Annotated in this window: 26 protein-coding genes, 1 other RNA gene and 1 pseudogene; 7 read left to right on the plus strand and 21 right to left on the minus strand. The window is 35.9% G+C overall.

Translation table 11 applies throughout. The annotated features are described in order from the left end of the window. The first annotated feature begins 104 nt into the window (after nt 1-104). Nucleotides 105-506, plus strand: coding sequence for a YxeA family protein (locus tag AB3I72_RS10290; protein WP_002358048.1), 402 nt, complete (start codon nt 105-107; stop codon nt 504-506). Here the strand turns inward: AB3I72_RS10290 and AB3I72_RS10295 are convergent. From AB3I72_RS10295 to ace, 3 genes are all read right to left on the minus strand, one after another. Next, the gene (locus tag AB3I72_RS10295) at nt 503-1,237 is read right to left on the minus strand and encodes a methyltransferase domain-containing protein (RefSeq protein WP_368023898.1); all 735 of its coding nucleotides are present in this window, start codon (nt 1,235-1,237) and stop codon (nt 503-505) included. The genes AB3I72_RS10290 and AB3I72_RS10295 overlap by 4 nt on opposite strands. 69 nt (nt 1,238-1,306) lie before the next feature. Continuing rightward, complete coding sequence (locus AB3I72_RS10300) at nt 1,307-2,902, minus strand: ATP-binding cassette domain-containing protein (RefSeq protein ID WP_368023899.1); 1,596 nt, start codon at nt 2,900-2,902, stop codon at nt 1,307-1,309. Between the two features lie 124 nt (nt 2,903-3,026). Further along, nucleotides 3,027-5,051, minus strand: coding sequence for a collagen-binding MSCRAMM adhesin Ace (gene ace, locus AB3I72_RS10305; protein ID WP_368023900.1), 2,025 nt, complete (start codon nt 5,049-5,051; stop codon nt 3,027-3,029). 334 nt (nt 5,052-5,385) lie between these two features. Between ace and AB3I72_RS10310 the strand changes: the two genes are divergently transcribed. From AB3I72_RS10310 to AB3I72_RS10320, 3 genes are all read left to right on the plus strand, one after another. Further along, nucleotides 5,386-5,691: a DUF898 family protein gene (locus AB3I72_RS10310; protein ID WP_368023901.1), complete on the plus strand. Its 306-nt coding sequence runs from the start codon at nt 5,386-5,388 to the stop codon at nt 5,689-5,691. Between the two features lie 139 nt (nt 5,692-5,830). After that, nucleotides 5,831-6,197: a transfer-messenger RNA gene (ssrA, locus tag AB3I72_RS10315) on the plus strand. A 182-nt stretch (nt 6,198-6,379) separates the two neighbouring features. After that, nucleotides 6,380-6,670: an XRE family transcriptional regulator gene (locus tag AB3I72_RS10320; RefSeq protein WP_176944879.1), complete on the plus strand. Its 291-nt coding sequence runs from the start codon at nt 6,380-6,382 to the stop codon at nt 6,668-6,670. Between the two features lie 258 nt (nt 6,671-6,928). Here the strand turns inward: AB3I72_RS10320 and AB3I72_RS10325 are convergent. From AB3I72_RS10325 to AB3I72_RS10340, 4 genes and pseudogenes are all read right to left on the minus strand, one after another. Continuing rightward, nucleotides 6,929-7,138: pseudogene (locus AB3I72_RS10325) on the minus strand (CatB-related O-acetyltransferase); the annotation flags it as partial. An 886-nt stretch (nt 7,139-8,024) separates the two neighbouring features. Then, nucleotides 8,025-8,210, minus strand: a complete 186-nt coding sequence (locus tag AB3I72_RS10330; RefSeq protein ID WP_142957583.1) for a hypothetical protein — start codon at nt 8,208-8,210, stop codon at nt 8,025-8,027. Continuing rightward, entirely contained in the window at nt 8,195-8,707 is a 513-nt protein-coding gene (entV, locus tag AB3I72_RS10335; protein ID WP_104806105.1) for an enterococcin EntV, read from the minus strand. The genes AB3I72_RS10330 and entV overlap by 16 nt, the downstream gene beginning before the upstream one ends. A gap of 358 nt (nt 8,708-9,065) precedes the next feature. Continuing rightward, nucleotides 9,066-9,269, minus strand: coding sequence for a DUF378 domain-containing protein (locus AB3I72_RS10340; RefSeq protein WP_002381996.1), 204 nt, complete (start codon nt 9,267-9,269; stop codon nt 9,066-9,068). A 194-nt stretch (nt 9,270-9,463) separates the two neighbouring features. Between AB3I72_RS10340 and AB3I72_RS10345 the strand changes: the two genes are divergently transcribed. Next, nucleotides 9,464-9,757, plus strand: coding sequence for a hypothetical protein (locus tag AB3I72_RS10345; RefSeq protein WP_010817161.1), 294 nt, complete (start codon nt 9,464-9,466; stop codon nt 9,755-9,757). Between the two features lie 13 nt (nt 9,758-9,770). After that, on the plus strand, nt 9,771-10,049 hold the full coding sequence (locus AB3I72_RS10350; RefSeq protein WP_368023902.1) for a hypothetical protein: 279 nt from the start codon (nt 9,771-9,773) through the stop codon (nt 10,047-10,049). 21 nt (nt 10,050-10,070) lie between these two features. Here the strand turns inward: AB3I72_RS10350 and srtC are convergent, their stop codons facing one another. From srtC to ebpA, 4 genes are all read right to left on the minus strand, one after another. Further along, nucleotides 10,071-10,928, minus strand: coding sequence for an Ebp pilus assembly class C sortase (srtC, locus tag AB3I72_RS10355; RefSeq protein WP_033600800.1), 858 nt, complete (start codon nt 10,926-10,928; stop codon nt 10,071-10,073). A 234-nt stretch (nt 10,929-11,162) separates the two neighbouring features. Further along, nucleotides 11,163-13,046: an endocarditis and biofilm-associated pilus major subunit EbpC gene (gene ebpC, locus AB3I72_RS10360; protein ID WP_002382090.1), complete on the minus strand. Its 1,884-nt coding sequence runs from the start codon at nt 13,044-13,046 to the stop codon at nt 11,163-11,165. Continuing rightward, the gene (gene ebpB / locus AB3I72_RS10365; protein ID WP_016614403.1) at nt 13,043-14,473 is read right to left on the minus strand and encodes an endocarditis and biofilm-associated pilus minor subunit EbpB; all 1,431 of its coding nucleotides are present in this window, start codon (nt 14,471-14,473) and stop codon (nt 13,043-13,045) included. The genes ebpC and ebpB overlap by 4 nt, the downstream gene beginning before the upstream one ends. A gap of 3 nt (nt 14,474-14,476) precedes the next feature. Continuing rightward, nucleotides 14,477-17,941, minus strand: a complete 3,465-nt coding sequence (ebpA, locus tag AB3I72_RS10370; RefSeq protein WP_154641458.1) for an endocarditis and biofilm-associated pilus tip protein EbpA — start codon at nt 17,939-17,941, stop codon at nt 14,477-14,479. Between the two features lie 174 nt (nt 17,942-18,115). Here ebpA and AB3I72_RS10375 point away from each other — a divergent pair, with 174 nt between their 5' ends. Continuing rightward, on the plus strand, nt 18,116-19,537 hold the full coding sequence (locus AB3I72_RS10375; protein ID WP_016616830.1) for a helix-turn-helix domain-containing protein: 1,422 nt from the start codon (nt 18,116-18,118) through the stop codon (nt 19,535-19,537). A 185-nt stretch (nt 19,538-19,722) separates the two neighbouring features. Here AB3I72_RS10375 and AB3I72_RS10380 read toward each other — a convergent pair whose 3' ends face one another. The 10 genes from AB3I72_RS10380 to emeA all read right to left on the minus strand — a co-directional run bounded on the left by AB3I72_RS10380 (nt 19,723) and on the right by emeA (nt 26,258). Further along, nucleotides 19,723-20,118: a DUF805 domain-containing protein gene (locus tag AB3I72_RS10380; protein ID WP_002358131.1), complete on the minus strand. Its 396-nt coding sequence runs from the start codon at nt 20,116-20,118 to the stop codon at nt 19,723-19,725. Nucleotides 20,119-20,188: 70 nt separating this feature from the next. Continuing rightward, nucleotides 20,189-20,902 carry a DsbA family protein gene (locus tag AB3I72_RS10385; RefSeq protein ID WP_016614407.1) on the minus strand — a complete coding sequence of 238 codons (714 nt, stop codon included), beginning with the start codon at nt 20,900-20,902 and terminating at the stop codon, nt 20,189-20,191. A 139-nt stretch (nt 20,903-21,041) separates the two neighbouring features. Continuing rightward, nucleotides 21,042-21,488 carry a GNAT family N-acetyltransferase gene (locus AB3I72_RS10390; protein ID WP_002396414.1) on the minus strand — a complete coding sequence of 149 codons (447 nt, stop codon included), beginning with the start codon at nt 21,486-21,488 and terminating at the stop codon, nt 21,042-21,044. A 369-nt stretch (nt 21,489-21,857) separates the two neighbouring features. Then, nucleotides 21,858-22,100 carry a hypothetical protein gene (locus AB3I72_RS10395; protein ID WP_002358134.1) on the minus strand — a complete coding sequence of 81 codons (243 nt, stop codon included), beginning with the start codon at nt 22,098-22,100 and terminating at the stop codon, nt 21,858-21,860. Nucleotides 22,101-22,169: 69 nt separating this feature from the next. Then, complete coding sequence (locus tag AB3I72_RS10400) at nt 22,170-22,601, minus strand: universal stress protein (RefSeq protein WP_002391595.1); 432 nt, start codon at nt 22,599-22,601, stop codon at nt 22,170-22,172. A gap of 52 nt (nt 22,602-22,653) precedes the next feature. Then, the gene (locus AB3I72_RS10405; protein ID WP_002375233.1) at nt 22,654-22,959 is read right to left on the minus strand and encodes a hypothetical protein; all 306 of its coding nucleotides are present in this window, start codon (nt 22,957-22,959) and stop codon (nt 22,654-22,656) included. A 17-nt stretch (nt 22,960-22,976) separates the two neighbouring features. Next, the gene (locus tag AB3I72_RS10410) at nt 22,977-23,174 is read right to left on the minus strand and encodes a hypothetical protein (protein WP_002360617.1); all 198 of its coding nucleotides are present in this window, start codon (nt 23,172-23,174) and stop codon (nt 22,977-22,979) included. A 71-nt stretch (nt 23,175-23,245) separates the two neighbouring features. After that, nucleotides 23,246-23,635 (minus strand): hypothetical protein, encoded by a 390-nt coding sequence (locus AB3I72_RS10415; protein ID WP_002382082.1) that lies wholly within the window; start codon nt 23,633-23,635, stop codon nt 23,246-23,248. Between the two features lie 4 nt (nt 23,636-23,639). Further along, on the minus strand, nt 23,640-24,962 hold the full coding sequence (locus AB3I72_RS10420; RefSeq protein WP_033600808.1) for a Y-family DNA polymerase: 1,323 nt from the start codon (nt 24,960-24,962) through the stop codon (nt 23,640-23,642). Between the two features lie 141 nt (nt 24,963-25,103). Further along, the gene (gene emeA, locus AB3I72_RS10425) at nt 25,104-26,258 is read right to left on the minus strand and encodes a multidrug efflux MFS transporter EmeA (RefSeq protein WP_002358140.1); all 1,155 of its coding nucleotides are present in this window, start codon (nt 26,256-26,258) and stop codon (nt 25,104-25,106) included. Nucleotides 26,259-26,426 lie beyond the last annotated feature (168 nt).

Here is a 26,426-nt window from a genome sequence, read left to right on the forward strand (position 1 = left end):
CAAAAAAAACGAACAGTTTTGTAAGACAACTGTTCGTTTTTTCGATGTTCCATCTCCTTCTTCTTTTGCTATGCTATTTTTGTAAATTGTTAGGAGGAGAAAAAATGAAAAAAATCGGCGCTATTTTATTTATTGGCTTATTCATTGTTGGTGGTTATACAGGCTATCGTTATTATGCAGATACATATAAGGGTGAAAAAGCCTATGCACAAGTTCCTCTAGAAATTCCTGAACGAAAACAAACAGTAGATGACAATCAAAAAAGCATAGATGGCCAATATTCTTTACACTATCGACTAACTTTTGTTAAAAGTAATGGAAAAACACAAGTCATGGATTACGAACGGACAGACAAAAATCCTCAACCTTTGGAACCAAATGCTTACATAGAAGCAACCATTAGTAAAAAAAGAATCATCCAATCTCCTGTCAAAATTGATAAAAAAGAGATTCCAGAAAAAGCTTTCGCACAATTAAATAACCGAAAAACAACCAGCGATAATTAGTCATCGCTGGTTGTTTTTTTACATGGAATCGCAATTAATTCATAAATAATGGTACGCTGATTTTGCTTAATTTCATGAGAACCAAAAATTTCTTGTACGCGTTGTTCTAAAATTGGAACTGACCATTGTTCTTCAAAATAGTTGCGGAAAAAGTCTTTTGAAATAGTTTCTGATGCTTCAAAGAAAAATTTTTTTGTGAAAAAAGGTCGCTGTTCTTTTTTTAGAAATGCTTTGTATTGTGCCATCCAATTTAACTGCGGGTTGCTCTCTTGCTCAAAAGGAGAAAACAACGAATCTTGCTCTTCCACTAGCCGAAATATAAGACACCATTCCTCACTTAATTGGCACAATGCATTAACTTTTTCCGGCGTATCCAAAGCAGGATTCATGGCTGAAAAAACGACTTGAAATTTTTTCCCAGTCTCAATCAGTCTTTCTTGGCTTTGGTGAAGAAAAACAACGTTGCTTTGTGCTTTTGCTTCCGCAATCTCCAACATTCTCTGAGAAATATCGGCTAGCGTGTACTCCGTGACTTGCTCTTGAAAAAAAGGCAAATATCGTCCCGTCCCACCTGCGATATCCAGAAATATCTGACACGGAAAAATGCCTTCTTGGACCAAGAAATCACGTAATTCTCGAGCAATTGGAAATGGCGATTCTTGTTGAATTTCTTCATATTCTTCTGCAAATTCATCCCAAAATTCCGCTAATTCTTGCTCATTATTATTCATCAACAGTTGCCCCTTTCTCTCAATTCTTATAAAAAGTGTAGCAAAAGATGTGCCAAACAGCTAACAAGTTCACTCATTTAAATCAATAATTTCATCTACAAATCGCAGGGTTTTAGGTCGATGAGTAACCAAAATAGTCAACTTATTGTGGGTAAATTTTTGTACTTCTTGTAACACTTTTTCTTCGGTCTTTTCGTCCAATGCGGAAGTCGCCTCATCTAAAATAAGAATCTCTGTTTGTGTAAATGCTAAGCGTGTGAAAGCAATCCGTTGTTTTTCACCACCAGAAAAATTCATTCCTTTTTCACTCACAATAGTGTTTAAACCTTCCGGTAACCGTTCATAAAGTTCCCCTAACTGAAAACGATACATAGCTTCAATTACTTGTTCATCAGAAATTTCTTGATTCAATACAATATTTTCTTTCAACGTTCCTTGAAATATTGGCACATCTTGAGATAAATAAAAAACTTTTTCATAATAATCTTCCAAATTGAATTGTGTTAGAGGAAATTGATTCACATAAACTTTCCCCTCTGTCGGCTTCAATAATCCTAAAATCAATTTAATCAGGGTAGATTTGCCTGTCCCACTTTTTCCAATCAAGCCATAAGTTTTATTCATTGAAAATTGTCGATTTTGTTGGGACATAATCGTTTGACTATCTACGCTAAAACACACATCTTTTAATGAAATTGTTTGAATTTCAGGTAACGCTTTGCCTGAAACCGCTAAGTCAGGATCATCTTCTTTTTTATAAAAATCTTCCAAGCGCTGATAGGCTACTTTATCCAAATTATATTGAACAAATAAAACATTAAATATGGCTATCGGCGTATAAATTCGATCAATATACATCACTATCGCTACAAGTCCACCTAAACTTAACGTCACGACGTTAGTAAAACTAAGTACGACAATACTTACTTTGATAAGTGCGACTAACAAGGCAAAAAAGCCAAAGAAAAATTCATGGATCATAGTCATTTTTGTTATATTTTGACTATTTTCCTCTGCCATTAACGCGTAATTTTCAATCTCTTTTTTATATTTTCGATTAATTCTAAAAGTTACTAGTTCGGTCATCCCTCGTATCAAAGTAGCATTCATTGCTTCTTCAGAAATAAGTGTTTTTTCTTTCATTTTTTGTAGCGTTTTCAAAAGTATTTTGGTTAAAATAAATACAATCACATAACCAATTAGAATTGCTGGCAGTAATTTTTTATCAATCAACGCTATAAAAAATAAATTAAATAACGTCTCTGGAATTAGCTCTCGAAATAAGCGTCCATAAAAATTCAAGTGGATATTTCTCCCAGCTGCTGCACCAACTTCTACTTTTTGTAGTAAAGCTCCCGCTCCCAGTTTTAGATATTCTTCATAGGAAATCTTGCTCATTTTTATTAAACTTAATTTCTTCAAATAGAAATAGATGCCATTAGTTAAGTAAGCTTTCGGTTTCTGTTCACAGTAAGACAATAGCGGAATTAAAATAATTGTCGTTCCATACGCTACTAACAACCCTAGTTGGAAACTTTTTTGATAATGATCTAACAACTGTTGAAAAAAATAAATTGCTAAAGCACTACATAATGAAACAATCACACCAATCAAAATGTACCAAGTGAAGCTTTTCTGAAAGTGCGACCATATTTTTTTAGTCATTTACTCCCTCCTTTTCGAACAGTACATACCTTACTGTAGCATAGTTTTTGATTGGCGCCTATCAGCAATTTATCTCCAGATAATAGAAAAGCCCCCCAGCGAAAGCTGGATGGCTTTTCTATTGTTAATTCTTTCTGATTTGTAGATAACTTACACCTAAAACGGCAAATGTACTTGCCAGTGTTCCTGCTATTAGCATAAACGGTGTTTTTGTTGTGCCTGTTTTGGGAAGTTCTCGTTTCCCGTTTTCTTCATTTAATTTTTGAATTGGTTCACTAAGCAGTTGGGGAGCCAACTGTGGGCTTCCTTCATTTTTCAATGTGTTTAATGGAGCGTTTAGTATTTGTGGTTGATTTTTTGATGTAATAGTTTTATTTGTCTCCACAGTTGTTTCTGTGGATGGCTGTTTTTTCTCAGTTGTAGTAATTTCTTTTGTTGGCGAGACATGAACTTCTGGTTGACTGCTTTCTGCCGTTTCCGTTGCGCCATTCTCTTCAGTTGTCACACTTGGTTTTTCAGGTATGATTGGCTCAATCGTGCCTAGTGCTTCACTTTCATCTGGATTTTCTTCTTCTGTTGGTGAGACATGAACTTCTGGTTGGCTGCTTTCTGCGGTTTCTGTTGTGCCATTATCTTCAGTTGTTACGCTTGGTTTTTCAGGTATGATTGGTGCAATCGTGCCTAGTGTTTCACTTTCATCTGGATTTTCTTCTTCCGTTGGCGACACATGAACTTCTGGTTGACTGCTTTCTGCAGTTTCTGTTGCGCCATTCTCTTCAGTTGTCACACTTGGTTTTTCAGGTATGATTGGCTCAATCGTGCCTAGTGCTTCACTTTCATCTGGATTTTCTTCTTCTGTTGGTGAGACATGAACTTCTGGTTGGCTGCTTTCTGCAGTTTCTGTCGTGCCATTCTCTTCAGTTGTCACACTTGGTTTTTCAGGTATGATTGGTGCAATTGTACCTAACGTTTCACTTTCATCTGGATTTTCTTCTTCTGTTGGTGAGACATGAACTTCTGGTTGGCTGCTTTCTGCGGTTTCTGTTGCGCCATTCTCTTCAGTTGTTTCTGTTGCCTGTTCCGAAGTAGGTATCTTTGGTTCCCATTCTTCTATTGTCTCTAAAGGAATGTCTAGACTTTCTTCTGTTGGCGTTTCCACATTTTGATTGCCGCTTGCCTCACCGTCTACAAAAACATTTTTAACCTGTGATGTATTTTTTTCATTCGTTGCTTCTTGATTGTTTAGTCGATAATTGATGTCATAACTATTTTCAAATGTCGCTTGATGTTGCCCCGCTTTCGTGATTGTCGAAGTGTAACGGACGATAAAGGAAGTAAAGCGTGCTTTATCTCGATAAAAACGTAAATTAAAGTCATTATCCGTCACGAAGTCAATTTTGCCATAACCTTGTTGCTCAAACTCGGCAAGTGAAATATATTTAGTTTCTTTGTCATTCACAATATCAAATGTAAAACTCTCTTTGTTTAATTGTTGACCACTTCCTTGTCGATCCGCAATTGAAATATCTTCTGTGACATCGGATTTATTGAGGTTCACATTTAAAAACCAACGTACTTGATTTGACTCTCCAGCCAAATCGCCTACTTTATAAAAAAACGGATAGTCTCGCTCAATTTGGCCATTCTCTGTGCTAGTCATTCCTTCAATTGTCAAACGTTGAGTCGCCGTTGCAGTTCCGAAATCCGTTTCTATCACGTTCGGTTGCGAACTATTGGTGATAAGCGTTTTAATCCCGAAAGAAAAATGCCCGTTCACATTATGTAAAGATTCAACTTTTTCGTTAAATATTGCTACAACATGATCTTTATAGATGAAAACTTCCCCTAAACCATTTAAATTGATTTTTCGTGGTGAACCATCGTTCTCGGTCATTCCAACTAGTGCGTCTGGTAAAGTTAAAGTAATTGTATCTCCGGGTTTTATTTTCTGATTTTCTTTGTCACTAAAAGATACTTTAATGGAGGTCATCTCCCCTTGATATAAAGTAGTGTGATCTAATTCTACTTTGTCAACGATTGGACTTTTGCTCAATTCGGCGCCAAACGAAATTGGACCTATCAATAACGCCCCCGCAATTGGTAGAATCATTACCAACAGTAACACTAAAAATTTTACACTTTTTGTCATAAAAAATTATTCACCCTTCTTTTCTCTTATTTTTTCCACTTAGTGGTCTTTTTCAGAAGTTGACAATAGCAAAAAGATATGTCTCGTACAATATTAATGCTCATTTAAGTAGCCTTTTTTTTAAATTTCTAATTCACTTCCTAAGGAAAACGTTTTATTATGGTAGTTACATTAGATAACATTTGTTACAAAATATCTAGTGCTTCCAATATTGAGTTGTATAAATAACATATTTCGGATCAATAATGAATAAAAATACTTAATTCATCCACATTTTGTTTCCAAGGACATTTATTCTTGTTATAATAAAATTTATAAGATAAGGAGGAAAAGAATGAAAAATTCATATTTTGATGGTGGTTTAGCAACGTATATCGGGACTTCAATTTTAGCAACCTTGATTACTGTCTTTACATTAGGCATTTGCGCACCTTGGGGAATTTGTATGATGTACAACTGGAAAATCAAGCATACCGTTATTGATGGTAAACGTCTTTATTTTGACGGTACAGCTATGCAATTATTCGGACATTGGATTAAATGGTTTTTATTAACTATAATTACTTTAGGCATTTATGGTTTTTGGTTGAATATCCGTTTGCAACAATGGATTACAAAACATACCCACACACTTTCATAAAAAGGAGGAAGGATGAACTGAGTTGCGGTCCATCCTTCCTCTTTTTATGAATATCTGACAGAGTGTTATCCTACTCTTTGAAAAAACAAGGAATTTATGCTATACTTTGATAAGTATCAAGGGATACTTATGTTATTTCGGGGGCGTTACGGATTCGACAGGCATAGTTGAGCTTGAATTGCGTTTCGTAGGTTACGGCTACGTTAAAACGTTACAGTTAAATATAACTGCTAAAAACGAAAACAATTCTTTCGCTTTAGCTGCCTAAAAACCAGCTAGCGAAGATCCTCCCGGCATCGCCCATGTGCTCGGGTCAGGGTCCTAATCGAAGTGGGATACGCTAAATTTTTCCGTCTGTAAAATTTAGAAGAGCTTACCAGACTAGCAATACAGAATGCCTGTCACTCGGCACGCTGTAAAGCGAACCTTTAAATGAGTGTCTATGAACGTAGAGATTTAAGTGGCAATATGTTTGGACGCGGGTTCGACTCCCGCCGTCTCCATTTTTAGAAAAGTAGAGAAAAACAAAAAAGAGCTAAAACCTTATAAAATAAAGGTTTTAGCTCTTTTTATTTCTATAAGAAAAGGTAAGAAATGGGTACTAATGCAAAACTTTTTGCATTGATTTTGCATTTTATTCACTAAAAACTATTGTAGGCATATTAAGCAAAAGAAAGTAGTTGATTAAATGACTTACACTGAAAAAATCGAAAAATTAATACACTTGGATTTAACGAGCTATCGTATTGCAAAAGAAACTGGAATCAGCACGCAATACATTGACAAAATCAGAAGTGGAAAAACAGCTATTGAAAATATTGGACTTGGAAAAGCTGAAGCTTTGATGAAATATTTTGATGAATTAAACAATGATTCATCAAAATATATTACATTTGATACGAGTAATTTAACTGAGTTGAAGAGATTCAATGAATTGCCAGAACTTGAAGCAGTTTCCAGAGTAAAAAATATGCTTTAGACTACGAAGTTGCTCTTTTTCCTATTGTAAAAAAAGCGATATTTTTGAAAACTTTTTAGAATATAATTATACTTTGATCCTTTATGAAGATATTAAACGTCCGAACACAAAAAATAAGCCTACCTCTCGAAAATGAGAAGTAGGCTTTTAGTTTATTTGATAGACTAAACACACTATTATCTATTTATATTTAGCTATGAATTCTTCAATATTTTCGGATACAATGTCTAGTTTTCTATCATTTATGATTTTTGAACCCCAATTCCACCATTGGATTTCTAACAAATCTTTTATAATGTCATCTGGGAACCTGTACTTAATAACTTTTGCTGGCACTCCACCTACAATTGCGTACGGTGGGACATCTTTTGTTACCACTGCTCCTGAAGCAATTATAGCACCATCTCCTATAGTTATCCCTGGCATGATTGTAGTATTTGTTCCAATCCATACATCATTACCGATAATTGTTGGTTCGCTTGGATAGATAGAATTTCTTGGATTTGCTTCATCTTCTTCAAGAAATGGATAAGTAGACACAGCTTGATAATTATGTTGGCCTCTAATTAAAGTTGCATTTACAGCAATGCTACAGTATTTACCAACAATTAACCTTGTTACATCATTTTCCCAGTCTGTACCTGATACATGCACCAATCGTCCATAAGTCCCCTCACCATATTGAAAAGTCGTTTTTCGAATACGCAACGAATCAATTTTAACAATCGTTCCAGGATCAGGAAAATGATTAGCAGTTAATCCAATAATACTATCTTTAGGAACTTTAAATTCTGAATATCTACCCATGCAGTATGTAAGCTGATTAGCCTTAAAATAAGTAAAAGGAAAGGCTTTTAATACTTTATTTGTGTTAGTTTTAGCAAAAAAAGGATAGGCTTCTGTACTTTTACTAACTTTTAAAATAACAACTAAATCCACCTTTTCATTCGAAATTCCTTTTATAGGAAATCTTATCCATTTATCACGCGTAGACTCCAAAACATTCTCAGTTCTCATATATTCATTATCATTAATTTTTTTCCAGTAATATGAATCATATGTGGCATTTTCTAAATCTATTTTTGTATCCATACTGCAACTCCTTTTAATATTATAGTCAATAATAATAGTATAGATATAATCAATGAGAGTCAAGGTTAGGTATTATATTCATTAAAAAGATTAGTTAACTTCGGTCAATTATTAAAAAATCGACTCGCCATAACGATTTTGCCTATTTTTTGTGAACAATCCTGGATTTATTCTATTTCAGAGCATAATAAAATAAAAAAATAAAGAGAAGGCTCGTTACCTCCTCTTACACTTCCTATCACATTATCTTTCTAAAACCACTTCATTTTCTTTTTCTATTGGTGATTTTGGGTATTGCATAGAACATGGCTAAAAATATTATTGTTATCAAAAGAGTTTTTAAGACTTCAATTTCTCCTGAATCTATCCAAGTATACACAAAAGCGATGATAAAAGTAATTACTATTTCCGTAACATGATCTTTTAAATTCATTAGCTTAGCCCACATTGAACTGCCCATAAAGCTAGTTGTCCAGCTACAATAATAGCATTCGTCTTTAAACCATTGGCTTTAGCGAAGCGTAATACAGTCACTGCTAATTCTTTCCAGGCTTTCTTTTGTGCAGCTTTTACAATTGCACTGATACTAATCATTGCAAAAAACTCATCTTTGATTTTGTTAGCAACGCAACTTCCTAATGCATTCCAATTAAAACGTGCTTGAACTACTGTTGAAGCATCAGAAATATTTACATTTAACTCTTCCTCAACTGAAGAAATCTCTTGCTGAGGAAAATTATTTTTGACATAGTTTTTAAAGTTATCTTCCGTCACTCCATTCGCATACATTTCTTCCAGTCCTTTTGCTACAGCCTCAACTTCTGAATCCTCTAGCTGGTCAGATGCATAAACACTTGTTCCAGCGCTGATAAAAATACCTAATGTCATTAGTAATGCCATCGCCAAACAAAAAAATTTAGCCTTTTTTGTCACCTGTAATTCCATAAATAAATCCCTACTTTCTTTTCCTTGTTATAATCATAACAAGGAAAAAGATAATTTATCATCAAAATCCCTATTTGATGCTTATATTTTCCTATATATCCTAGAGCTGATTTTTCTCACTAGTGATCACATCAATTTGAACTAATGATTCAAAAAAAGACACAGGTTATTTGAGGTACGTTCGAGGTAATGCTAGGTTCTATTTTGAAAACAACACTGCTCTCTTGAAATATTTTTTGAGCTTGTCTAAACCTTCTGAAACGAATATAGAAAATAAAAAAAGAGTCCCCTTTTTCAAGGAAACTCTCAATTGCTAAGTCAAAATAACTTCACGTTATCTAAATCTTTTAAATTAATCCTATGGTTCGCGGAACAAAGGAGCTAAAAACTTAATAGAATAAATCGCACAAATTCCGACAATAATATAGATAATTTTTGCTAATGGTGTGGTTGCACCACCACTAATTGTTGCAACTAAATCAAAATTAAATGCACCAACTAATAACCAGTTTAAACCTCCGACAATCAATAAAATTAAAGCAATAATATCCAGATATTTCATTTTTAACACTCCTTTCAAATTTGATAAGCCAAGAGTAACACGTTTATTCTTTATTTACGAAAATAATGATTCAGGAAAAAAACTTTTTTCAATTATTTTCTCGAATCATTTTTTCATTATTAATAATTTTATGATATAACTAAAGAGTAGACAAAAACAGAGTCATTATCTCTGATAAGAAATGGTGGTTTATTATGCGTGCTAAGTTATTTTTAATTTTGCGGAATCGAGTGTTATCACGTGTTGTCTTTGTCATTCTATTTTTACATGTGTTTTTTACCACAAATGATTTCACGGTGTTGCTGCTCCTCTTACTATTGAATTATTTACTCACGCTTGAAGATAGCGCGAAAAAAAACAGAAAAATCCAAACTTGGCAGGAATTTAAACAGTCGATTGATTGGCCCTTTGTTGCTTTTTATTCAGGGCTTGCTCTTTTAGTTATTTCGTTAATACTTCTGTTTCTCTGGTTCAATTATGCACGATAAGGAGGATTAAAAATTGAAAAGCTATTTTTTTACTCTTTTTTTTAGTATGTTTAGCCTTTTCGTCATACTACTTTGGTTTTCTGGATATGATAGTAAGGGATTTCTATTGACCCTTACAGATTTTCTAGGTTTTTCTATTATTCACCAAACGCCTGTGCTGGATACTTATTATTCCCAGCAGCCTTTAACAACCAGAATGTTGATTTCTTCTGGACTTCATTTTTGTACTTATTTTTGCTTAGGTTTGGTCATTGATTTACTACGTAAAGGGTTTAAAAAAATAAAAACATAGTCACTTTTATTATACGAATCGTTAATTTCCATGCTTTCTGGTCGTCTTTTTCCGTCGCTTGTACCAGATAATGAAGCCGCTAATAATTAACGCACAGGCAATTAAAAGTAATGTCCATAATAGTAAATTTTGTTGTTGTGCCACTTTTTTCATCCCCGCTGCTGCTTTTTCTGGTTGATATGGGATACGATGTCCTCGAACTAATAACCGATGACTGTTTATCATATACGGTGTGCAAGTTAATAAAGTGACGAGATCTTGGCCAGACTCAATGTGTAAATCTTTTGTATCAGTTGGTTCAACGGTTTTTATTTGATCCACTTGATAAGCGAGCGTCTTCCCATTGACTTCGATATAAAATTCATTGCCTTTTTTTAATTCTGGCAAATCTGTAAATAATTTGGCTTGAGGGAGACCACGATGGCCTGAAATGACCGCATGTGTATTCGCACCACCTGTAGGATAGGAGGTTCCTTCTAACAAGGAGCTTCCTTTTTCCAATAGCAATGCATTCGTTTTATCAAAAATTGGTAAACGGACATTTATTTTTGGAATGGTTAAAACACCAATCGTATGACTTTCAAAATAGGATTTGTCTGGTTTTTTCGTTGTTTTTTGCGTTTCAGAAAAAGGATCTAATCCAGGATTGCTGCCTTTTTTCGCTAATTCTTGGTTTTTCTTTTCCATTTTTTCTTGAAGTTCAGCCATTTCTTTGGTGTTTTCTTGGCTTGCTTTTGCTTGATAATGAGCGATAATTTGTTGATCCAGATAGTTATTTAATGCATCGCTAACAAAAGGATACGCAAATGCACCTATTCCAATAATCAGTAAAAGAATCATAAAACCATCAATGATACGACGTTTCTTTTTTGACTTCATTGCTTCCTCCTTAAAAATAAAGCATGAAAGCCTGGGACAGTGATTGGCCCAGGCTTAAAAACTGATAAACGGCGGAAACAGAATCAACACTACGCGTTGCTCCGATCTCAACAACTTCTAAGGTGTTTTCTCGTCAAAGACTCGTCGCAGTTTTGTCCTTGAGAGTTCTCGGAGCTAAACACTTCTGTTCCGACCTCTTTGTTTTTCTAAAAATTTCTTCGGTGACGCTAGAAATTAAGCATTTTCTTTTCTACGTCTAGCAAAGTAGACTCCTGCAATAAGTAGCAAGACTGCGCCACTTCCTAAGTAAACGTAGATTCCTTTGCCACCTGTTGAAGGTAAGGTACCTTTGTGTTTGTTTGGTACTTTTTCTGGTGAAACTAGGTTTTCTGTTGTGCCATATGATTGTTCATTGACCACAAATTCAATCCGATTTGTTAACAAGACATAATCATCAGGAGCTACAGTTTCTTCTAAATAATAGGTACCGTATTTAAGCCCTGTGATATCAACTAATCCATCAGCCGTTGTTGTAAAAGTAGTTGCTTCGGCTTTTGTTTTCACCCAAGTTGCTGCTTTCGTTGTTTCATCGATTTTCAAATAATTTGCTGTGTCACTGTTTTGATCACGAACGACAAAGGAAGCTCCCGCCAAGGCTTGTGTCGCTGTCACATCGCCATCGACTTTAATGAAACGTTTCCCACCTGTCACAACTTCAACAGTTGGTGGTGTTTGGTCGTCGGTATGACCGTTATCAACATTCGCCTCATTTTTAAAGCCTTTCGTAGGATCTGCTTTTTCATTTAAATGCATAAAGTAAACGAATTTTAGTGTGCCGCCTGGCGTTAACGTAGGAATATATTCTGGATTAACGGCGACAGTGAAGCCATTTGCTTGTTCAGTCACTTGATAATTTTCAGGAGCAATCACTGTATCCCCATCATATAACGCATAGGCATACTCTCCAGAAGTCACGTTATCAAAAGTTAAGGCTGCATCATGTTTATCAACTAAATTGAATTTGACGTATTTATTAGCGTCGCCTTCTTTGTCTGCAATCCCCAATGGAATATTTACAGAAATTTGATATTTAATTTTTTCGCCAATTGCCACATCTTTACCATCTAAGTTTGGTGTTGTTTTATCAACTTTAGAGGTATCATTTTTGACTGTTTTTTCAACAGGTGTTTGATTGTTTGCTTCAATTGTAAATGGTGTTTTTGTTTGATTTTCAATTAATTCTGCATTATTTGGCGCTTTTACTTCTTCTAAAATATACGAACCAACCTCAAGATTTTTAACTGTTAATTCTCCCGTTCCATTCTCTGCTTCTGTGAAATCATTTTCGCCAATTTCATAACTTTTCCCAGTAATAAAGCGTTTTGCTTGTTCTTTATCCGTTGTCCATGTATATAATCCATCTTTGACTCCTTGGATATATTTTACTGTGCCTGGTGAGCCTTCGCTTTTGGAAATAACAAATTCTGCGCCATTTAATCCTTCATTTTCAGCAGTTCCTACTTTTTTCACATGTAAACTACCATCATTGGCTACCACATTTTTAGGATAAATATGAACAACCGCTAATTCTTCTGTTCCATATTTATAGGAACCATCTGCTTGCTTGATCATTTCGTAAACTGGGAACGCCACCACCATATTCGTAGCAGCAACTACACCCTCTTTTGGTTCTTCTTTAATGGTATACACTGCATCTTTACCATTTTGTTTTTTAGGTAACTGAACAGTGACATTCCCATTTGCATCGGTGGTTCCTTGAGCAACAGGTTTCCCAGGAGTTAAACTTTGGACAGCTTGTTTAGCTGCATCGACGCTTGCGCCTGCCGCTCGTTGCTCGTAAAATTCGCTCGTCACGTTATAAATACTAAACGTCACATCTGCCAGTCCTTGATATTTATCAAACTCGCTCATTTCTTTCCCGCTATTTTGAATAAGCGGATCTGGTAAATCCGTCATTTTCTTTTTGTGAATCACGAGCTGTGCGCTCTCCCCATTTTCTTCTGCAAATGCAGTTGTTGTCCCTAATACACTCGTGAAAAGTGGCAAAATTAGTAACAAGGTACTAACGGTGTACCAAACTTTTTTTAATTGCTTCATTTTCTCTCTCCTCTTTTTTGTTTTTGATAAAATAGCCAAATGGCTACCAGCCCAATGATTAGCAGGCCTGCAATCGTCAACCAAATAGAACGTTCTTCATTTGTTTTTGGTAAGAAGCCTGACTCTTTTACTTTTTTATTGATTACATGTAACGGTGCTGTTCGTTGTCCGTTCGTTGCATAAGAATTTTTTTCCACCGTAAAAGGAATTTCTGTTTGATTCAAAAGATAACCTTTTGGTGCAGAGATTTCTTCTAAGAAGTACTGGCCATCTTTTAAGCCTTTAACTGAAAATTCACCGGCTTGATTAGACGTGATTTTTTTAGCTAATGCTTTTTCTTTTTGCCAACGATACCCGTTTGCTGTTTCATTGAGGTATTCCCCCGCTTGATTTTTGACGATAAAAACAGCCTCTGGCAAGGTGATTTTCGCATGTTCACTATCAACTTTGACAAAAGACTTGCCACCTGTACGAACTGTGGCTCTTTTAGTCAAGGTATGTTTGTCCGTGACTAATTGTCCTTCGTTGTTAATCGCAGTGTCAGGTTCAGCGGTCTTTTCTAAACGCATTTGATACGACACAGTCATTGTTTGATTTGCAAAGTTTTGTAAGTCTTTAATTGAAAAATCAAGCGTAAATCCATGCTTTTGCGTCGTCAGTGTGTAACCTGTAGTAACTGTTTTTCCAGCCACTTTTACCTCAATTGATTCTGGTAAAAGTGTCAACGTTGTATCCGCCTTATCTGACAAACGGAATTCCTGATATCCTAAAATATTCGCTGGAATCTGAGTCGTTAACTGATAGTTAATGTGCTCTCCTTGATTAAAGCCTTGTTGCTTATCGAGTACCGTTTTTTCAAGTGGTGGTAAGTCATAGGCATTTTCTTCATTTTTTGGATATAAATGAATATGCGTTAACGATTGCCCTTGTGGATCTTGAACAGGCAAAATCACTACTAGGTTGCTAGCTTTTTCCTTTACCACTTCCGGTGCTTCCGCTTCAACAAATAAATAGGCTTTATCTCGTTGCTGCGAATCTTTGCTAGCTAATGAAAAAGAAACCACTCCATCTTCTCCATTTATTGTCTGTGTTTTATCTTCTGCAATCGGTTTTCTATTTGTTGCACCGGTTTCTGCTAATTGACGCTGTGCCTCTTGGACCGTTTTTCCTTCAGAACGAAGCTGATAAAACGGATCCGTCACATCATAGACTTGATAAGTGACGTCATTTAAGCCCCGATAATTTTGAAGCAGCGTTCCCTCTTCCCCTGTGTTTTGCTGCTGTTCTGGTAATTGACCATCAGGGAACAATAATTTGTGCAACGTAACTTGAACGCTTGCTTGCGATGCCTCTGCTAATGCTTGCTGTGAAAACCCGAAAAGAGCGAGTAGCATGACGCAAATACTTAACCAACGTGCGTTTTTCATTGATTACACACTCCCTTCTGGTCGTCTAATAAAGAGATAAACACCCGCTATCACGAATGTACTAATCGCTATCAAGTAAAACCACAAGCGTCCTATGCCACCAGTTTCAGGTAAAGGAACCTTTGCTTGGTTCGTAACATCTAAAGTAATTTGATTATTCTTCTCTCCAGAAATTAAAACATCTGCTACTTTTTCCCCATCTATCGTGACTGAACCATCTTCACGAATTATTAATTCGATTGGTTCTTTTAACCCCTGATATCCTTCTGGCGTAAAGGTTTCTGTTAGAACATATTTCCCTGGTTTTAAGTTTTCAAAAACAAAAGTATCCGTTTCTTTGCCATCTTTTGGTAATTCAATATCCGTATCTGGTCCTGTTAAACGGAATTTCGCTCCTTTAAGTGGCGTCTGATTATCGGCTTTTTTATGAACCGTTAAGTCAAAAGGTTTCAAATGATTTTGATGTGTCAGTGTCCATTCTGGCGCATTTTCTTCAATATTTTTGCCTGCATAGTGAATTTTCCCATATTTATCAACAGTAAATTCATAATTTCCAGCAAGAGTGTCGTAGCCTAATGGTCCTGCTTGTTCCACCATTCGATACTCACCAGGTTCACTAATTTTAAAATAGCTCAATCCTGCAGTATCTGTTTTTTGAGTTGCCACAGTTTGATAACTTCCTTGAGCATTTTTTCTTTGCAACGCAAAAGTCGCCTCTGCTAAGTTCACTTGTTTGCCATTTTGCATGGTGTATTTTCTAATTCTGATTGGCAAAGAAGAAAATTTATTTTCAATTTCCAATGGAATAACTTGATTTGTGGTGGTCACTTCTTGTCCATCGATGCTTACTTTGCCTTGCTCACTCACCTCAATTTGCCAAGTCGTTTTCTTGCCTAACTCATGTCCTGCAGGTGCTTTTACTTCAGTTAATGTATAGCGTTCCCCTTTTTGTAGGCGCACATCTTTTGGCAAGGAATAGCTACCATCTTTATTGTCCACTAATGTTGTCTGAACATTTTTACCACTCAATTCAAAGACGGCTCCCACTAAGTTTTTCTCACCTGAGGAAGAATTTTTGATTACTTTTAAATCTAATGGCTTGAACTGCTTCGTGTTTTTCCAAGTAGTATCGTCGATTTTTTCTTGACTGTAACCAGGAACTGCTAATTCACGGGTTGTTTGATAATTGAAAGCTTGTCCTTGATTATTGTATTGGGGAAGCCCAAGAACTTCTTGATAGCTTTCATCCGCGGTTTTGGAAAGTTGGGTTACATTTTTGCGCTCCCAACTATTGCTGGTATCATTTTCTGGTTTTGATAATTTAATATATCCAGTTTGCCAGTTGGCTGTGTCAGTTACTTGCTTTCTACTAATTTCATAAATCACATTATCTGGCCGACTTGTTGGGTCTTGATCATACTCTTCCCAGATTTTTTTCACGTTTAACTTCACGCCAGGTGCTTTTCCAGAAGGAACCCCAAAATCAACTTTTTCAGGGGCCGTGGCTAATGGCTGAAACGTTGTCCGACCATTCATTTGATACCAAAAATCAGGTTTGAAGTTTTCTGACTCTGTTTGAATACGTACTTGATAATGAATTTGAATTTCTTGCCCTTTACCCAAATAAATCTCATTACTATTAATTGTAGCGCCTGTTAGCGACACTTCTGGTAATGTTTGAACCTGAACAGGACCCACACTTTTCATTGATAATGTATTTGGCTCGTATTTAAAAGGTTCAGCAATTGGATCAGCTACTTTTCCGTTTACAACCGTTCCTGAAATCTGAACGGCTTTTTTCGCTAAATAATCAGAAATGTCTGGTGCATAATCCGCGGATTCATAATAAAGGTCTCCATTTTCATCGGCTGACACCATCTCGCGCATTTTATCTTCAACTTGTTGTTTAGATAAATTAGCTCGTGGATCGCTTTGCAATTGAATGCCCAATCCATGTATTTCAATCCCACGTTGTTTTAAGGCCATTGCCTCACCTATCGTGGCGATAAACGTACTGTTAATTCGTTTATTGATATTGTTTTGATCTGGCGCATTATAGCTACCAGAGATATAAGAAGTGCTACCTGGTTGGTCTTGTCGATTCGTAAATTGTGTCCCGTAAAAGCGACCATCCGCCTCTGTTTGAACTCGACTCACTTTATAAGAGAAGGTTGGGACGCCATCCGTTAAAAGTACAATAACTTTCTTATGTCCATTTGGCGTTGCTAACATATCACCAGCATCTCTTAATGCTTTTTGAGTGAAAGTTCCTCCTCTAGTGCTACTTGGCGTAATATTTTTAATTGGATTTTTGACTGTATCAAACGGCCCCATTTGAATGGCGTTGTTATTATAACCGTCACTTGAGTAGCCAACATAGCCCATGTTGATGTTATTGGTAATACCGCTATCTGCCAATGTATCAACAAAACGGTTCACTCCTTTTTGTACTTCACCAATCCGATTGTTTTCATTCATACTACCGGACCAGTCAACGACTAAGACCAAATCCAATGGCGTGATTTCTTTCTGAACATTCCCACGCACATTAAGATATACATCAAAAAGCCCTGGTGTTGTTGTTTCTCTAGCATATTTTCGGATAGCATAATCGGCTTGGTCTCCTGTACCGCCATACTCAATATAAGAATTTGTGCGATTAGTAGGTTCCCCATTCCAACTCGTTTGACCATCCCATTGTGCACCACCGTCTTTATTCCCTTGATGGTTTAACACATTTTGATTGCCTGTGGGCTGCCAATTAGCTGTCGGATAAGTACCAGAATTATCCGTCGTGTATTGTGGTGCAATTAAAGGTAGTGCCAGATTCGCTCTCAAAGTGGCTGGCGCCATTCTTGCTTCTGCAAATGGATTGGTTACCTCTTCTGTTGCGGTCGGCTGTTCTGTTTTTTCTGGAGCCGAATCATTTTTGTTAGTTTCTTTCGTATTTTCTGGTACAGTTATTTTTTCTGGTTCAGTTGATTCTTTAGCAGAATCCTCTACTGTTATTTTTTCAGAAGTAACTGAAACATCATATTCGTTGTTTTCATACAATAACTTAGGTGGCTGAGCTGTTTGAAGCGAACTTTGCTCAACAGCTAACGAAAGCTGTACCGGCTTTTTTACTTGTGCGTCCAAAGTCAGATAAAGCGTACCATTAGTCACTTGGTAAGAATATCCGTCTTTTTCAATTACAGCAGTATCCATGAACTGTGCATTTTTCAATTGAATTTCTCGTTGTAATGGCTGCTCTGTTTGGTTGAGAAGATTTAACTCGATATTAATATTCGTTTTATCATTCTCATCTGTTATCATTTGAGCGGATGTAATTTCAACTTCTTTGGCTGTTTCTGCATAGCCAATGAGCGGTATGAAATAGGATGAGACAAGTAAAAAGACTACGCCGAAAACCCCAAATTTCTTTAGTAATTTAATGTCTGTTCTCTCCTTTCTTTTATGAATTAACAGTTAAATTAGAATTGCCTAGCACGTAAAATTTCATTATTCTAATCTGATAATTATTATACAGAGAAGGAGCTCATTAAATCACACCAGCTTTCATACCAAGCGGTTTCATTTCTGAAATTGCGTTATTGTTTCGATGATTGTTTCATTAAAGTAAAGGACTTGGGAGGAAACAATATGATTAGGTTTTTAGAAAAAAATTATCGGAAAATGGAAGAAATCATTCGTGTCTTATCCATTTCTGATAAATGGATGACTAAAAAAGAACTTGCAAAATATATTGGTAGTTCTGAGTCTACTTTTATTCGTTATATTGAGGAGATTAAACAGCGTTGGGGCGAAAGTTTAACCATTAAAACATCGCATAAATTAGGCTATCGTTTAGAAAACTTTAATGTGTCCTTATATTTAAACGTGCTGACGGATATGGCAAAAACGTCAACGACCACCCAATTGCTCCATGAGTTTATCCAAAATCCTGGCAAAACCATCGAATATTATTGCGATACCATCAATATTAGTCGCTCTTCTTTTGCTCGAAAATTGAAGCAGTGTAATCAGGTCTTGGAAACTTACTCTCTTCGCGTTATCGTTGATCAAGGCTATCAATTAACTAGCCAAACAGAAGAATTGCCTTTACGTATTTTTACAACCTTTTTCTTTTTAATGTATTATGGTCATTATGAATTGCCTTATCAATTAGATAAGCAGGAAATCAAACAATTAATGCGTCGTAATCAATGCCAATTAAATATTATTAGTATGGATAACAGTTATGAACACGATTTCTTTATTATGTATTTTATTGTTGATTTATTAAGAGAGCATCAAGGATTTCAACAACGTTTCCAGAAAAAAACAGATAAAAAGAGTCCAATCAAAATGGAAGATTATCTTTTACTCAGTCGTCATTTCACTGGACTCAGCCGTGAGACCTATCGAGAAGTTCTCCGGTATTTTCAAAGAGGCGCTTTTCAGCAATACTACTCCGAAGACCAAGAAGTCATCAGTCAAAGAATACGTGAAAATTTAAAATTTAATGCTTTTTCACAGATTGAACAATTAACAGAAGAAGTCGTCGACTTCGCTGTTCACTTGTTAACCTGTCTTTATTTGTTTTCTCAATTAGTGCCTTTTGACACCTCCGAATTGACACAAAGGGCCACCTTTTTCACTCGACAAATTCATTTTACTCAGCTTCACTTATATGCACGATTAAAAGCAGAATTGCATTTCTTTTCCGCTCTTTTAGAAACAAATCTATTAAACTATTCATCTTCTTATATTTTTTGGTTGCTTAATACTTTTCCAGAAATTAACCAGAGTTTCGACTCAAAAAAGATTTTGATTATTAGCGACATGGGCCTGAATCATAGTCAATATATTGGAAACTATGTCCACGATATTTTAGCTTTGCATCGGATTCGTTCAAATACGTTAGCAATTACGGAAGAACAATTAGGTGACCATCAACTTGAAGAATTTGATTTGATTATTACCAATCAACCAATTATTGAAACCAGTGTTCCAAGTATTTTAATTAATGATGCTATCTTATTTTCTAACAAAAGAGAATTGCTCGATTTATTAAACTTTTAACGTCTTAATGGTTTTCCCTATCTACCAAAAAGATAGCCCTTTTATCAAGAACCGCGTAATGTGAGGTGCCATCATACAGAAGATATTTTTATTTTTCTGAAATAAAAAAGAAAATAGGACATAAGTCGAAATGACTTATGTCCTATTTTCACTCTTAAGATAATCAGCTAAACGAAACCAGCAAATTAAATTTCTGATTGATTCACTGGCCATCTTGTGTGACTTTTACTTGGCAAAATTAATGTAATGAAGATCACTAAAGTACCGATAAAAGGAAGTAAATAGAATAAAATCCACCAGTTACTGTGGTCGCGATCATGCAATCTTCTTGCTCGAACAGTAAAGTTTGCCAACCAAATTAAAGCAGTCAGCAAGAAAAAGATAATGGTCACAGTATTCCATTCTTTAATGATTGTTCCATCATTGGGTGTTACTTCAATATATCTGTAAACGCCCGTAATTGCTGAATAAATCCCTAACACCAAATAATTAATTAATTGTGGCCACCAATATTGTGCTCGTGTTGCTGACGCATTCATTGTTGTAATATTATTCCAGTATTCTCTATACGCGTTAAACATATTATCACCCCCGCATTAACTATTACAGAAGTCTTTCGTTTTGTCAAAGAATAACGTTATTTTATGCCGCTTAATGACACGTCCATGTGCCTTCCTTAAACTCACACGAAGCGGACTCTTCAGAAGAAGGAGTTAATGAAACTAACGGTTGCTGTTGTTTTTCTTCTGCGAGAATTTTTTGAATAGTTTGGCTGATTTGCTGTTTCGGTACTGCACCATTAATTAAATATTTTTGATTAATGATTAGTGCGGGAACTCCTTGTAAACCATAAGCAGAAGCTAGCGCGAAATCTTCTTGAACCGCCGTCCAAACAGCCTCGGAAGCAACAGCTTCTTTCCATAAAGCAAAATCAATCGTTGTCTCTTTTACTAGCTCCTCAATTACTTCTGGCTCTTCAATATTTAAACTTCTCATAAATAAACCTTCTTGTAACTTATCAAACAGTAACCAATAAGTGTCTTGGTTGCCAATGTATCCAGCTGCTTTTGCTGCTAATAATGCATTCTTTGATGTTGGAAAATCAAATCGTTGCTTCCTCATCCCTTCAATATTAAAACGATGCTTTGAATCGTTTTGATTGGCATACACCCAATGCGTCAAAACTTCTTCTTTTACTGCTGCTCGTGAGCCAAACATTGTTTCAAAATCGTTTGTGGACCACCCCAACGCAAACGACCGATGGATCAATTCAATTTCAGGAAATTCTTGTTGAATCTCATGCATGCGGTCAGACATTGGAAAACAAAAACTACAAATAACATCATGGAAAAATTCTATTTTCATCCTTACCCTCCAGTAACTCTTTTTTCAAAACAGATTGAACTAAATTTACCATTTTACTTACTAAAAGTAAACAAATGGAGCCAATTAAAAGAAAAAGGTGAAACAAAATGCGCTATGGCTTTTGTCTCACCTGTTCTATCTACTTATTCTGATGTGTCCATTCCATTACCCGCTCACCATTCGTATCTAATTCACCATTAAATACAAAACCAAGTTGTTGATACAACCGAATTGCTGAGCTGTTCGTATCATAAACACTCAAGTATAGCTTGTTTGTTTGGTATTTTTCTATTAGCATTAACATTAAAAGTCGACAGGCTGCTTTCCCATAACCTTGTCCTTGGAACCGTTGATCAATTAAAAAGCGGTCTAGCCAAACGCGCCCATCTTGCCAACGTCCATACATGGCATAGCCGATTAATTGATTGCCGTCATAAATACCTGCCGATTCCCATTCTGGAAATTGGTCCGATTCTTTTAGATTTTCTGCCATTGATTCAATGAAGGTTTGTTGTTCAGCGAAAACTTGTAAGTTTTCCACTGCTTTACGATTATCGCTTGTTACTTTTTCAAAATGTATTTCCATTGTTTTCACCTAATTAGTTGTTATTTTCTGCATACTTGTATTCTTTCTTGCTTCTTATTTTAACATACTTATTTCCCTCTGCTTTCTCTAACTCTCTGTGATTATACGTTTCTCTTTTTTATGGGAAATCTTCCCTATAAATGGAGACTCTTTTCAAGAGATTTCTTTTTACACTACCCGTTTCAAATGATATAAAGGATATATAGAGTGTTTTAACTATGTGCAACATGATTAAAAGTTAACTGTTGGGGAGCAGTTAACTTTTTCTTTTTAACCACAAAAGAGAGGATCCGCTGTGAGAAATAACTGCAGTGGATGCTCCCTTTTGTATATTATTTATTTACTAGCCGATAGTTGAAAGCTTTCCCGTTACTCAGTAGTATCGATTTTGTCTTCTTGACTATCTAAAGAACGGTCAACTTTTTCGTCGTAACTTTCCATGGAATTTTCATTTTTATGTTTCTGCTTATCGACCGTTTTATCGACTTTTTCTTTCTGTCGATCAATTGTTTTTTCCATCTCTTCGCCAGCCGAGGTACAACCACTCAGTAAAAGGAAACTTGTGAATAAAAACGCTGACAAGATAACTGTTTTTCCGATTTTTGTTTTCATAAACTCACCTCTCGTTTAATTAAAAAAACGCCCCGATAAAACATCGTTCCCTTGATTATTTACTCACAATTAGCGAACGACTAAGACATTGCACAAAGCATGGTTAACCACATAATCTGTAGTAGAACCAATCAAGGTTCGTTGAATAGCACCTCTTCCCGTGGCACCTAGCACAATTAAATCTATGGCATAATTTTCAGAAATCGTGTTGGCAAGATAACGTTTTGGGCTCCCAAGCTCAACAATTTTTTTGACTGTTTTTACACCAATTTCACTCGCTTGTTTTGCCTTTTCAGTGAGCATCTCTTCTGACTTGTGTTTTTCTAAATCATACAATTCTTCAAAAGAAAATGGACTCGTCGTAAATTCAGCATCATTAATAATTGTAGCTAAATAAAGAGTGGCTTGTTCCTCTTTGGCAATCCTGACAGCTTCATGAAAAGCTTTTTCAGATTGATCTGAGCCATCAAGAGCAACCAAAATATGTTGATATACTGACATTTTATCCGCCTCCTTAACCAAATTAAGAATCAAAACTAACACAACAGCTGTGTTACATTTTAGTGGCTATCTGTTGTAATTTTTCCACGGTTAATGCTTGATAATTTGTTTCTTCAAGTAGTCCCGTTTGAATTTCAACAGAAACATCTTCCGTACATGTTTCTAAAAACATTGTGGCATAATCAAACTGTTGCTCTAAGAATGTTTCATACTCCCGTCGACAACGTAAAAATTCTTTCGCGGTATCTGAAACATGTAAACACATGCGGCGCTTATTCGCTTTCTTGGTTATCACAAAATAGGTTCCTTCTAAAATCGTGGTAATCTCTTCAATAATATACGCTGCATCTTTTACCATTCCGTCAATCCAGTCCTTTATTTGTTTTCAGTATCGTTGCTTTTTTCTTTGTCGTCACTTAACAGCTCTTTAATTTTTTCACGATTGTCGTATAACTTTTTTCCTACGCCCACTAAGGCACCACCAGCCAATAACTTTGTTAAAAAGCCGCCATTTGCATTTGTTTTTTTGCCATGGTGTCCTTTTAAATGATGTCCCATCCTAGCCACCTCCATAATTTTTATTTCTATTACCTATGAACATTATCTCATATGTTTTCACAAAACGCACGTATAACAATAGTTTTTTAATCAAGGCTCGACCACTTGGTAAACTCATGACTTTTAATATGACGAATATCTTCAAATAAAATATGTGTATTTCCAACTTTTGCATACTCCATTGAACTCATCCCTTCAAAAACACCAACAATTGGCGGTTGAACACGGCCATAATCATCCAATGTATTCAATTGGATTTCTAAAACCTGGTTATTTTTTAAAGACTGCTCTAAGTATTCTTCAATTTCTTCTGTTGTCTGTTGCGGTAAGCGTTCAAACGCTCTCTTAGAATATTCGTCAGAAGCTTCGATTCCTTCTTGTAACTCCCCCAATGCAAAAGCGGTCGCCCATTTCAGTTCAAAGGGCCGATCATGGTACTCATTATAAGGTGTAAATTCTTTTTTTGTTCGTTTCATGATGTTATCCTCCTAAACCGACATTTCCTCCAGCATGTCCACCGACTAATCCTGAACGATGAATTGCCGTCGCGCCTTCCAACAAAGAAGAGGCGTGGATTAAAGCTTGAAAGCCAAATTTTTGTCGGATTTTATCAATCAGATAGTTTAACTCCATTTCACTAATTTGCTCTTCTGGTTCCGAAAATAAATCTAATTGTAAAGATTCATTCCAAACTAATTTTCCATATGAAAGCCCTAATTGCCGGACATCGGTTCCCGCTAGATAATGTTCTCTAAAAAGGGCTAATACATAGGTAATCAAAACTTTTGTATTGTTTGTTGCAGGAATCGTTTGTTGTTTTCGCCAACCAGTTCGTCCTTCACGGTCAATTTGTCCTTTGGAATAACCAACGTAGACTGTGATACATTCCGTTTGACAATGCGCTTTCCTTAAACGAGCAGCCACTTGTTCTGTCAGTTCCTTTAAGACTAGTTCAATCTGATCTCTTCGCGCATAATCTCTCGGCAAAATCTGACTATTTCCAAATGATTTTTCAGCTTTATGTTCCGCTTTTTTCCCTAAAAAGGTACGATCAATCCCCCATGAATGAGCATACAATTGAAGCCCCATCACGCCAAATGTTTCTTGTAAAAGATGCGGATTCGCTTGCGCTAACTCATATACAGAATCAATTCCTAAGCGATTCAGTCGTTTAGCCATTCTGCGACCAATCCCACAAAAATCTGTCAAAGAAGGCAACTGCCAGACAGTATCTGGTACACGATCATACCGCCATTCTGCAATAAAATCTGGCGAATGTTTGGCGCCATTGTCCAACGCCAATTTAGCCAGTAACGGATTGTCCCCTATCCCAACGGTCACATAAATACCCACATGATTATAAACGACTCTTTGGATAATCCGAGCCATCTTATAGGCGGTTTCACAATGAAAATAACTTAAAGAAGCCGTTACATCAAGAAATGATTCATCTACACTAAACACAGAGTGATCTTCATCTGCGACAAACTTTTTATATAAATTATTGATTTCTTGATTTTTTTTCATGTACAAATTCATTCGTGGCGGAACCACATATAAATCAGGATGAGCGGGCACTTGATTTTTACGCGTAACATTTGAAACACCTAAAACTTTTTTTGCCATTGGCGATGCTGATAAAACTAATCCCCCCGCATTTTCGGCATTACTCATCACTACTAACATCGTTTTCAACGGATCTAACCCACGTTCTGCGCATTCTACACTAGCGTAAAAACTTTTGCAATCAATACAAAGAATATCGCGACTAGGTTCTTTTTCATAATCAAATTTCACAAACATCACCTCACTTGCAAAATCATTATACGAACAAACGTTCGATTAATCAAGCGAACACTGTTTATTTTTTTTTTTCAAGAACGGTTGGCGATCAAAAAAAATAAGTATTCGGAATTATTATATTCCAAATACTTATTTTTTCTTTTACATCTTATTTCGATTTAAAAATAACGATAAAAAGCCCGTTCCTAACAGAATTACTGCTGAAACATAATAAGGGAAAAAGTGATTGATATCAAATAAAGCTCCTGCTGCCATTGGTCCTAAAATATTACCAAAACTTGTAAATGTCGAATTTAGTCCGTTGATGGTTCCTTGTTGATCTCCAGCATGTTTGGATAAATAAGTAGTTACTGCTGGTCTAAACAAGTCAAACGCTAAAAAGACAATAAACGTTGAAAATACAACAACTAAATTATTTTTTGTAAAGGCAATCACGGCAATAAAAATGGCACTTGCAAAAAAGGTTAATTGGATTAAACCCATTTCACCTATTTTTTGGACGATTGCATCAAAGAAAAACAACTGACAAATCAACGCTAAAATACCACTAACCGTAATCACGATTGCTATTTCACTTGTGGTAAAGCCAAAATTAATAGTCGCCATAATACTATAAATAGATTCGAACGCTTGCAGGCCAAAAGAGGAAATTAAGATAATCACAAATAATGAGGTAAACATTGGATTTCTTAAAATATCCATAAATGAACCTTTTTTCGCTTCAACAGCGGCTAAAATTCGTTTCTCCGGCTCCTTCAAAACAGTTAATGTCAAAATAAAACCAATAAATGCTAAAAATGCGGCCGCAAAAAATGGAGCGCGAATACCTAAATAAGCGATAAAACCACCAACTCCTGGTCCGATAATAAAACCACCACTAATTGCAGCTGACACAAGTCCCATCGCTTTCGGACGTTCAGAAATCGTGGTCATATCTGCCACAAAGGCTGTCACTGACGGCATTAATAAAGCGGCGGCAATCCCGCCTAAACCACGAGAAATATAAAAACCGCTTTTCGCTTGAGCTAAACCAAATAATAACTCAGAAATTGAAAACACCAACATGCCCGTTGCAATCATTTTTTTCCGACCAATTTTATCCGAAAGGACACCTGCGATTGGCGATGTGATTAATTGGGCAATCGCAAAAATAGAAATCATCATTCCCATTGTGGTACCAGAAAAATGCATTTCTTCTTTTAATTGGGGAATTACGGGAATGACTAGGCCTACGCCTAGAAAAACAAGAAATAAGTTAGAAATTGCTAAGTACATCATACTATTTTTTTTCGTCATAATTTGCCTCCTCCATAAAAAAACAGCCATCAAAAATGGCTATTTCTGTTTCTTTGTATGTACTTTCTTTGACAGTGTTTCGGCTGAAACACTCGTTGAGTCATTGAGATACATTTTACACTAATTCGCTGAAAATTTCACTAGTTTTTACTTATTTTTTTAAAGGAA

The organism is Enterococcus sp. GC34 (assembly GCF_040886645.1).
GTDB lineage: Bacteria > Bacillota > Bacilli > Lactobacillales > Enterococcaceae > Enterococcus > Enterococcus faecalis.

Coding starts and splice junctions, on each gene's coding strand:
- AB3I72_RS10290 (WP_002358048.1), top strand. CDS start 105: ATGAAAAAAATCGGCGCTATTTTATTTATTGGCTTATTCATTGTTGGT.
- AB3I72_RS10295 (WP_368023898.1), bottom strand. CDS start 1,237: ATGAATAATAATGAGCAAGAATTAGCGGAATTTTGGGATGAATTTGCA.
- AB3I72_RS10300 (WP_368023899.1), bottom strand. CDS start 2,902: ATGACTAAAAAAATATGGTCGCACTTTCAGAAAAGCTTCACTTGGTAC.
- ace (WP_368023900.1), bottom strand. CDS start 5,051: ATGACAAAAAGTGTAAAATTTTTAGTGTTACTGTTGGTAATGATTCTA.
- AB3I72_RS10310 (WP_368023901.1), top strand. CDS start 5,386: ATGAAAAATTCATATTTTGATGGTGGTTTAGCAACGTATATCGGGACT.
- AB3I72_RS10320 (WP_176944879.1), top strand. CDS start 6,380: ATGACTTACACTGAAAAAATCGAAAAATTAATACACTTGGATTTAACG.
- AB3I72_RS10330 (WP_142957583.1), bottom strand. CDS start 8,210: ATGTGGGCTAAGCTAATGAATTTAAAAGATCATGTTACGGAAATAGTA.
- entV (WP_104806105.1), bottom strand. CDS start 8,707: ATGGAATTACAGGTGACAAAAAAGGCTAAATTTTTTTGTTTGGCGATG.
- AB3I72_RS10340 (WP_002381996.1), bottom strand. CDS start 9,269: ATGAAATATCTGGATATTATTGCTTTAATTTTATTGATTGTCGGAGGT.
- AB3I72_RS10345 (WP_010817161.1), top strand. CDS start 9,464: ATGCGTGCTAAGTTATTTTTAATTTTGCGGAATCGAGTGTTATCACGT.
- srtC (WP_033600800.1), bottom strand. CDS start 10,928: ATGAAGTCAAAAAAGAAACGTCGTATCATTGATGGTTTTATGATTCTT.
- ebpC (WP_002382090.1), bottom strand. CDS start 13,046: ATGAAGCAATTAAAAAAAGTTTGGTACACCGTTAGTACCTTGTTACTA.
- ebpB (WP_016614403.1), bottom strand. CDS start 14,473: ATGAAAAACGCACGTTGGTTAAGTATTTGCGTCATGCTACTCGCTCTT.
- AB3I72_RS10375 (WP_016616830.1), top strand. CDS start 18,116: ATGATTAGGTTTTTAGAAAAAAATTATCGGAAAATGGAAGAAATCATT.
- AB3I72_RS10380 (WP_002358131.1), bottom strand. CDS start 20,118: ATGTTTAACGCGTATAGAGAATACTGGAATAATATTACAACAATGAAT.
- AB3I72_RS10385 (WP_016614407.1), bottom strand. CDS start 20,902: ATGAAAATAGAATTTTTCCATGATGTTATTTGTAGTTTTTGTTTTCCA.
- AB3I72_RS10390 (WP_002396414.1), bottom strand. CDS start 21,488: ATGGAAATACATTTTGAAAAAGTAACAAGCGATAATCGTAAAGCAGTG.
- AB3I72_RS10395 (WP_002358134.1), bottom strand. CDS start 22,100: ATGAAAACAAAAATCGGAAAAACAGTTATCTTGTCAGCGTTTTTATTC.
- AB3I72_RS10400 (WP_002391595.1), bottom strand. CDS start 22,601: ATGTCAGTATATCAACATATTTTGGTTGCTCTTGATGGCTCAGATCAA.
- AB3I72_RS10405 (WP_002375233.1), bottom strand. CDS start 22,959: ATGGTAAAAGATGCAGCGTATATTATTGAAGAGATTACCACGATTTTA.
- AB3I72_RS10410 (WP_002360617.1), bottom strand. CDS start 23,174: ATGGAGGTGGCTAGGATGGGACATCATTTAAAAGGACACCATGGCAAA.
- AB3I72_RS10415 (WP_002382082.1), bottom strand. CDS start 23,635: ATGAAACGAACAAAAAAAGAATTTACACCTTATAATGAGTACCATGAT.
- AB3I72_RS10420 (WP_033600808.1), bottom strand. CDS start 24,962: ATGTTTGTGAAATTTGATTATGAAAAAGAACCTAGTCGCGATATTCTT.
- emeA (WP_002358140.1), bottom strand. CDS start 26,258: ATGACGAAAAAAAATAGTATGATGTACTTAGCAATTTCTAACTTATTT.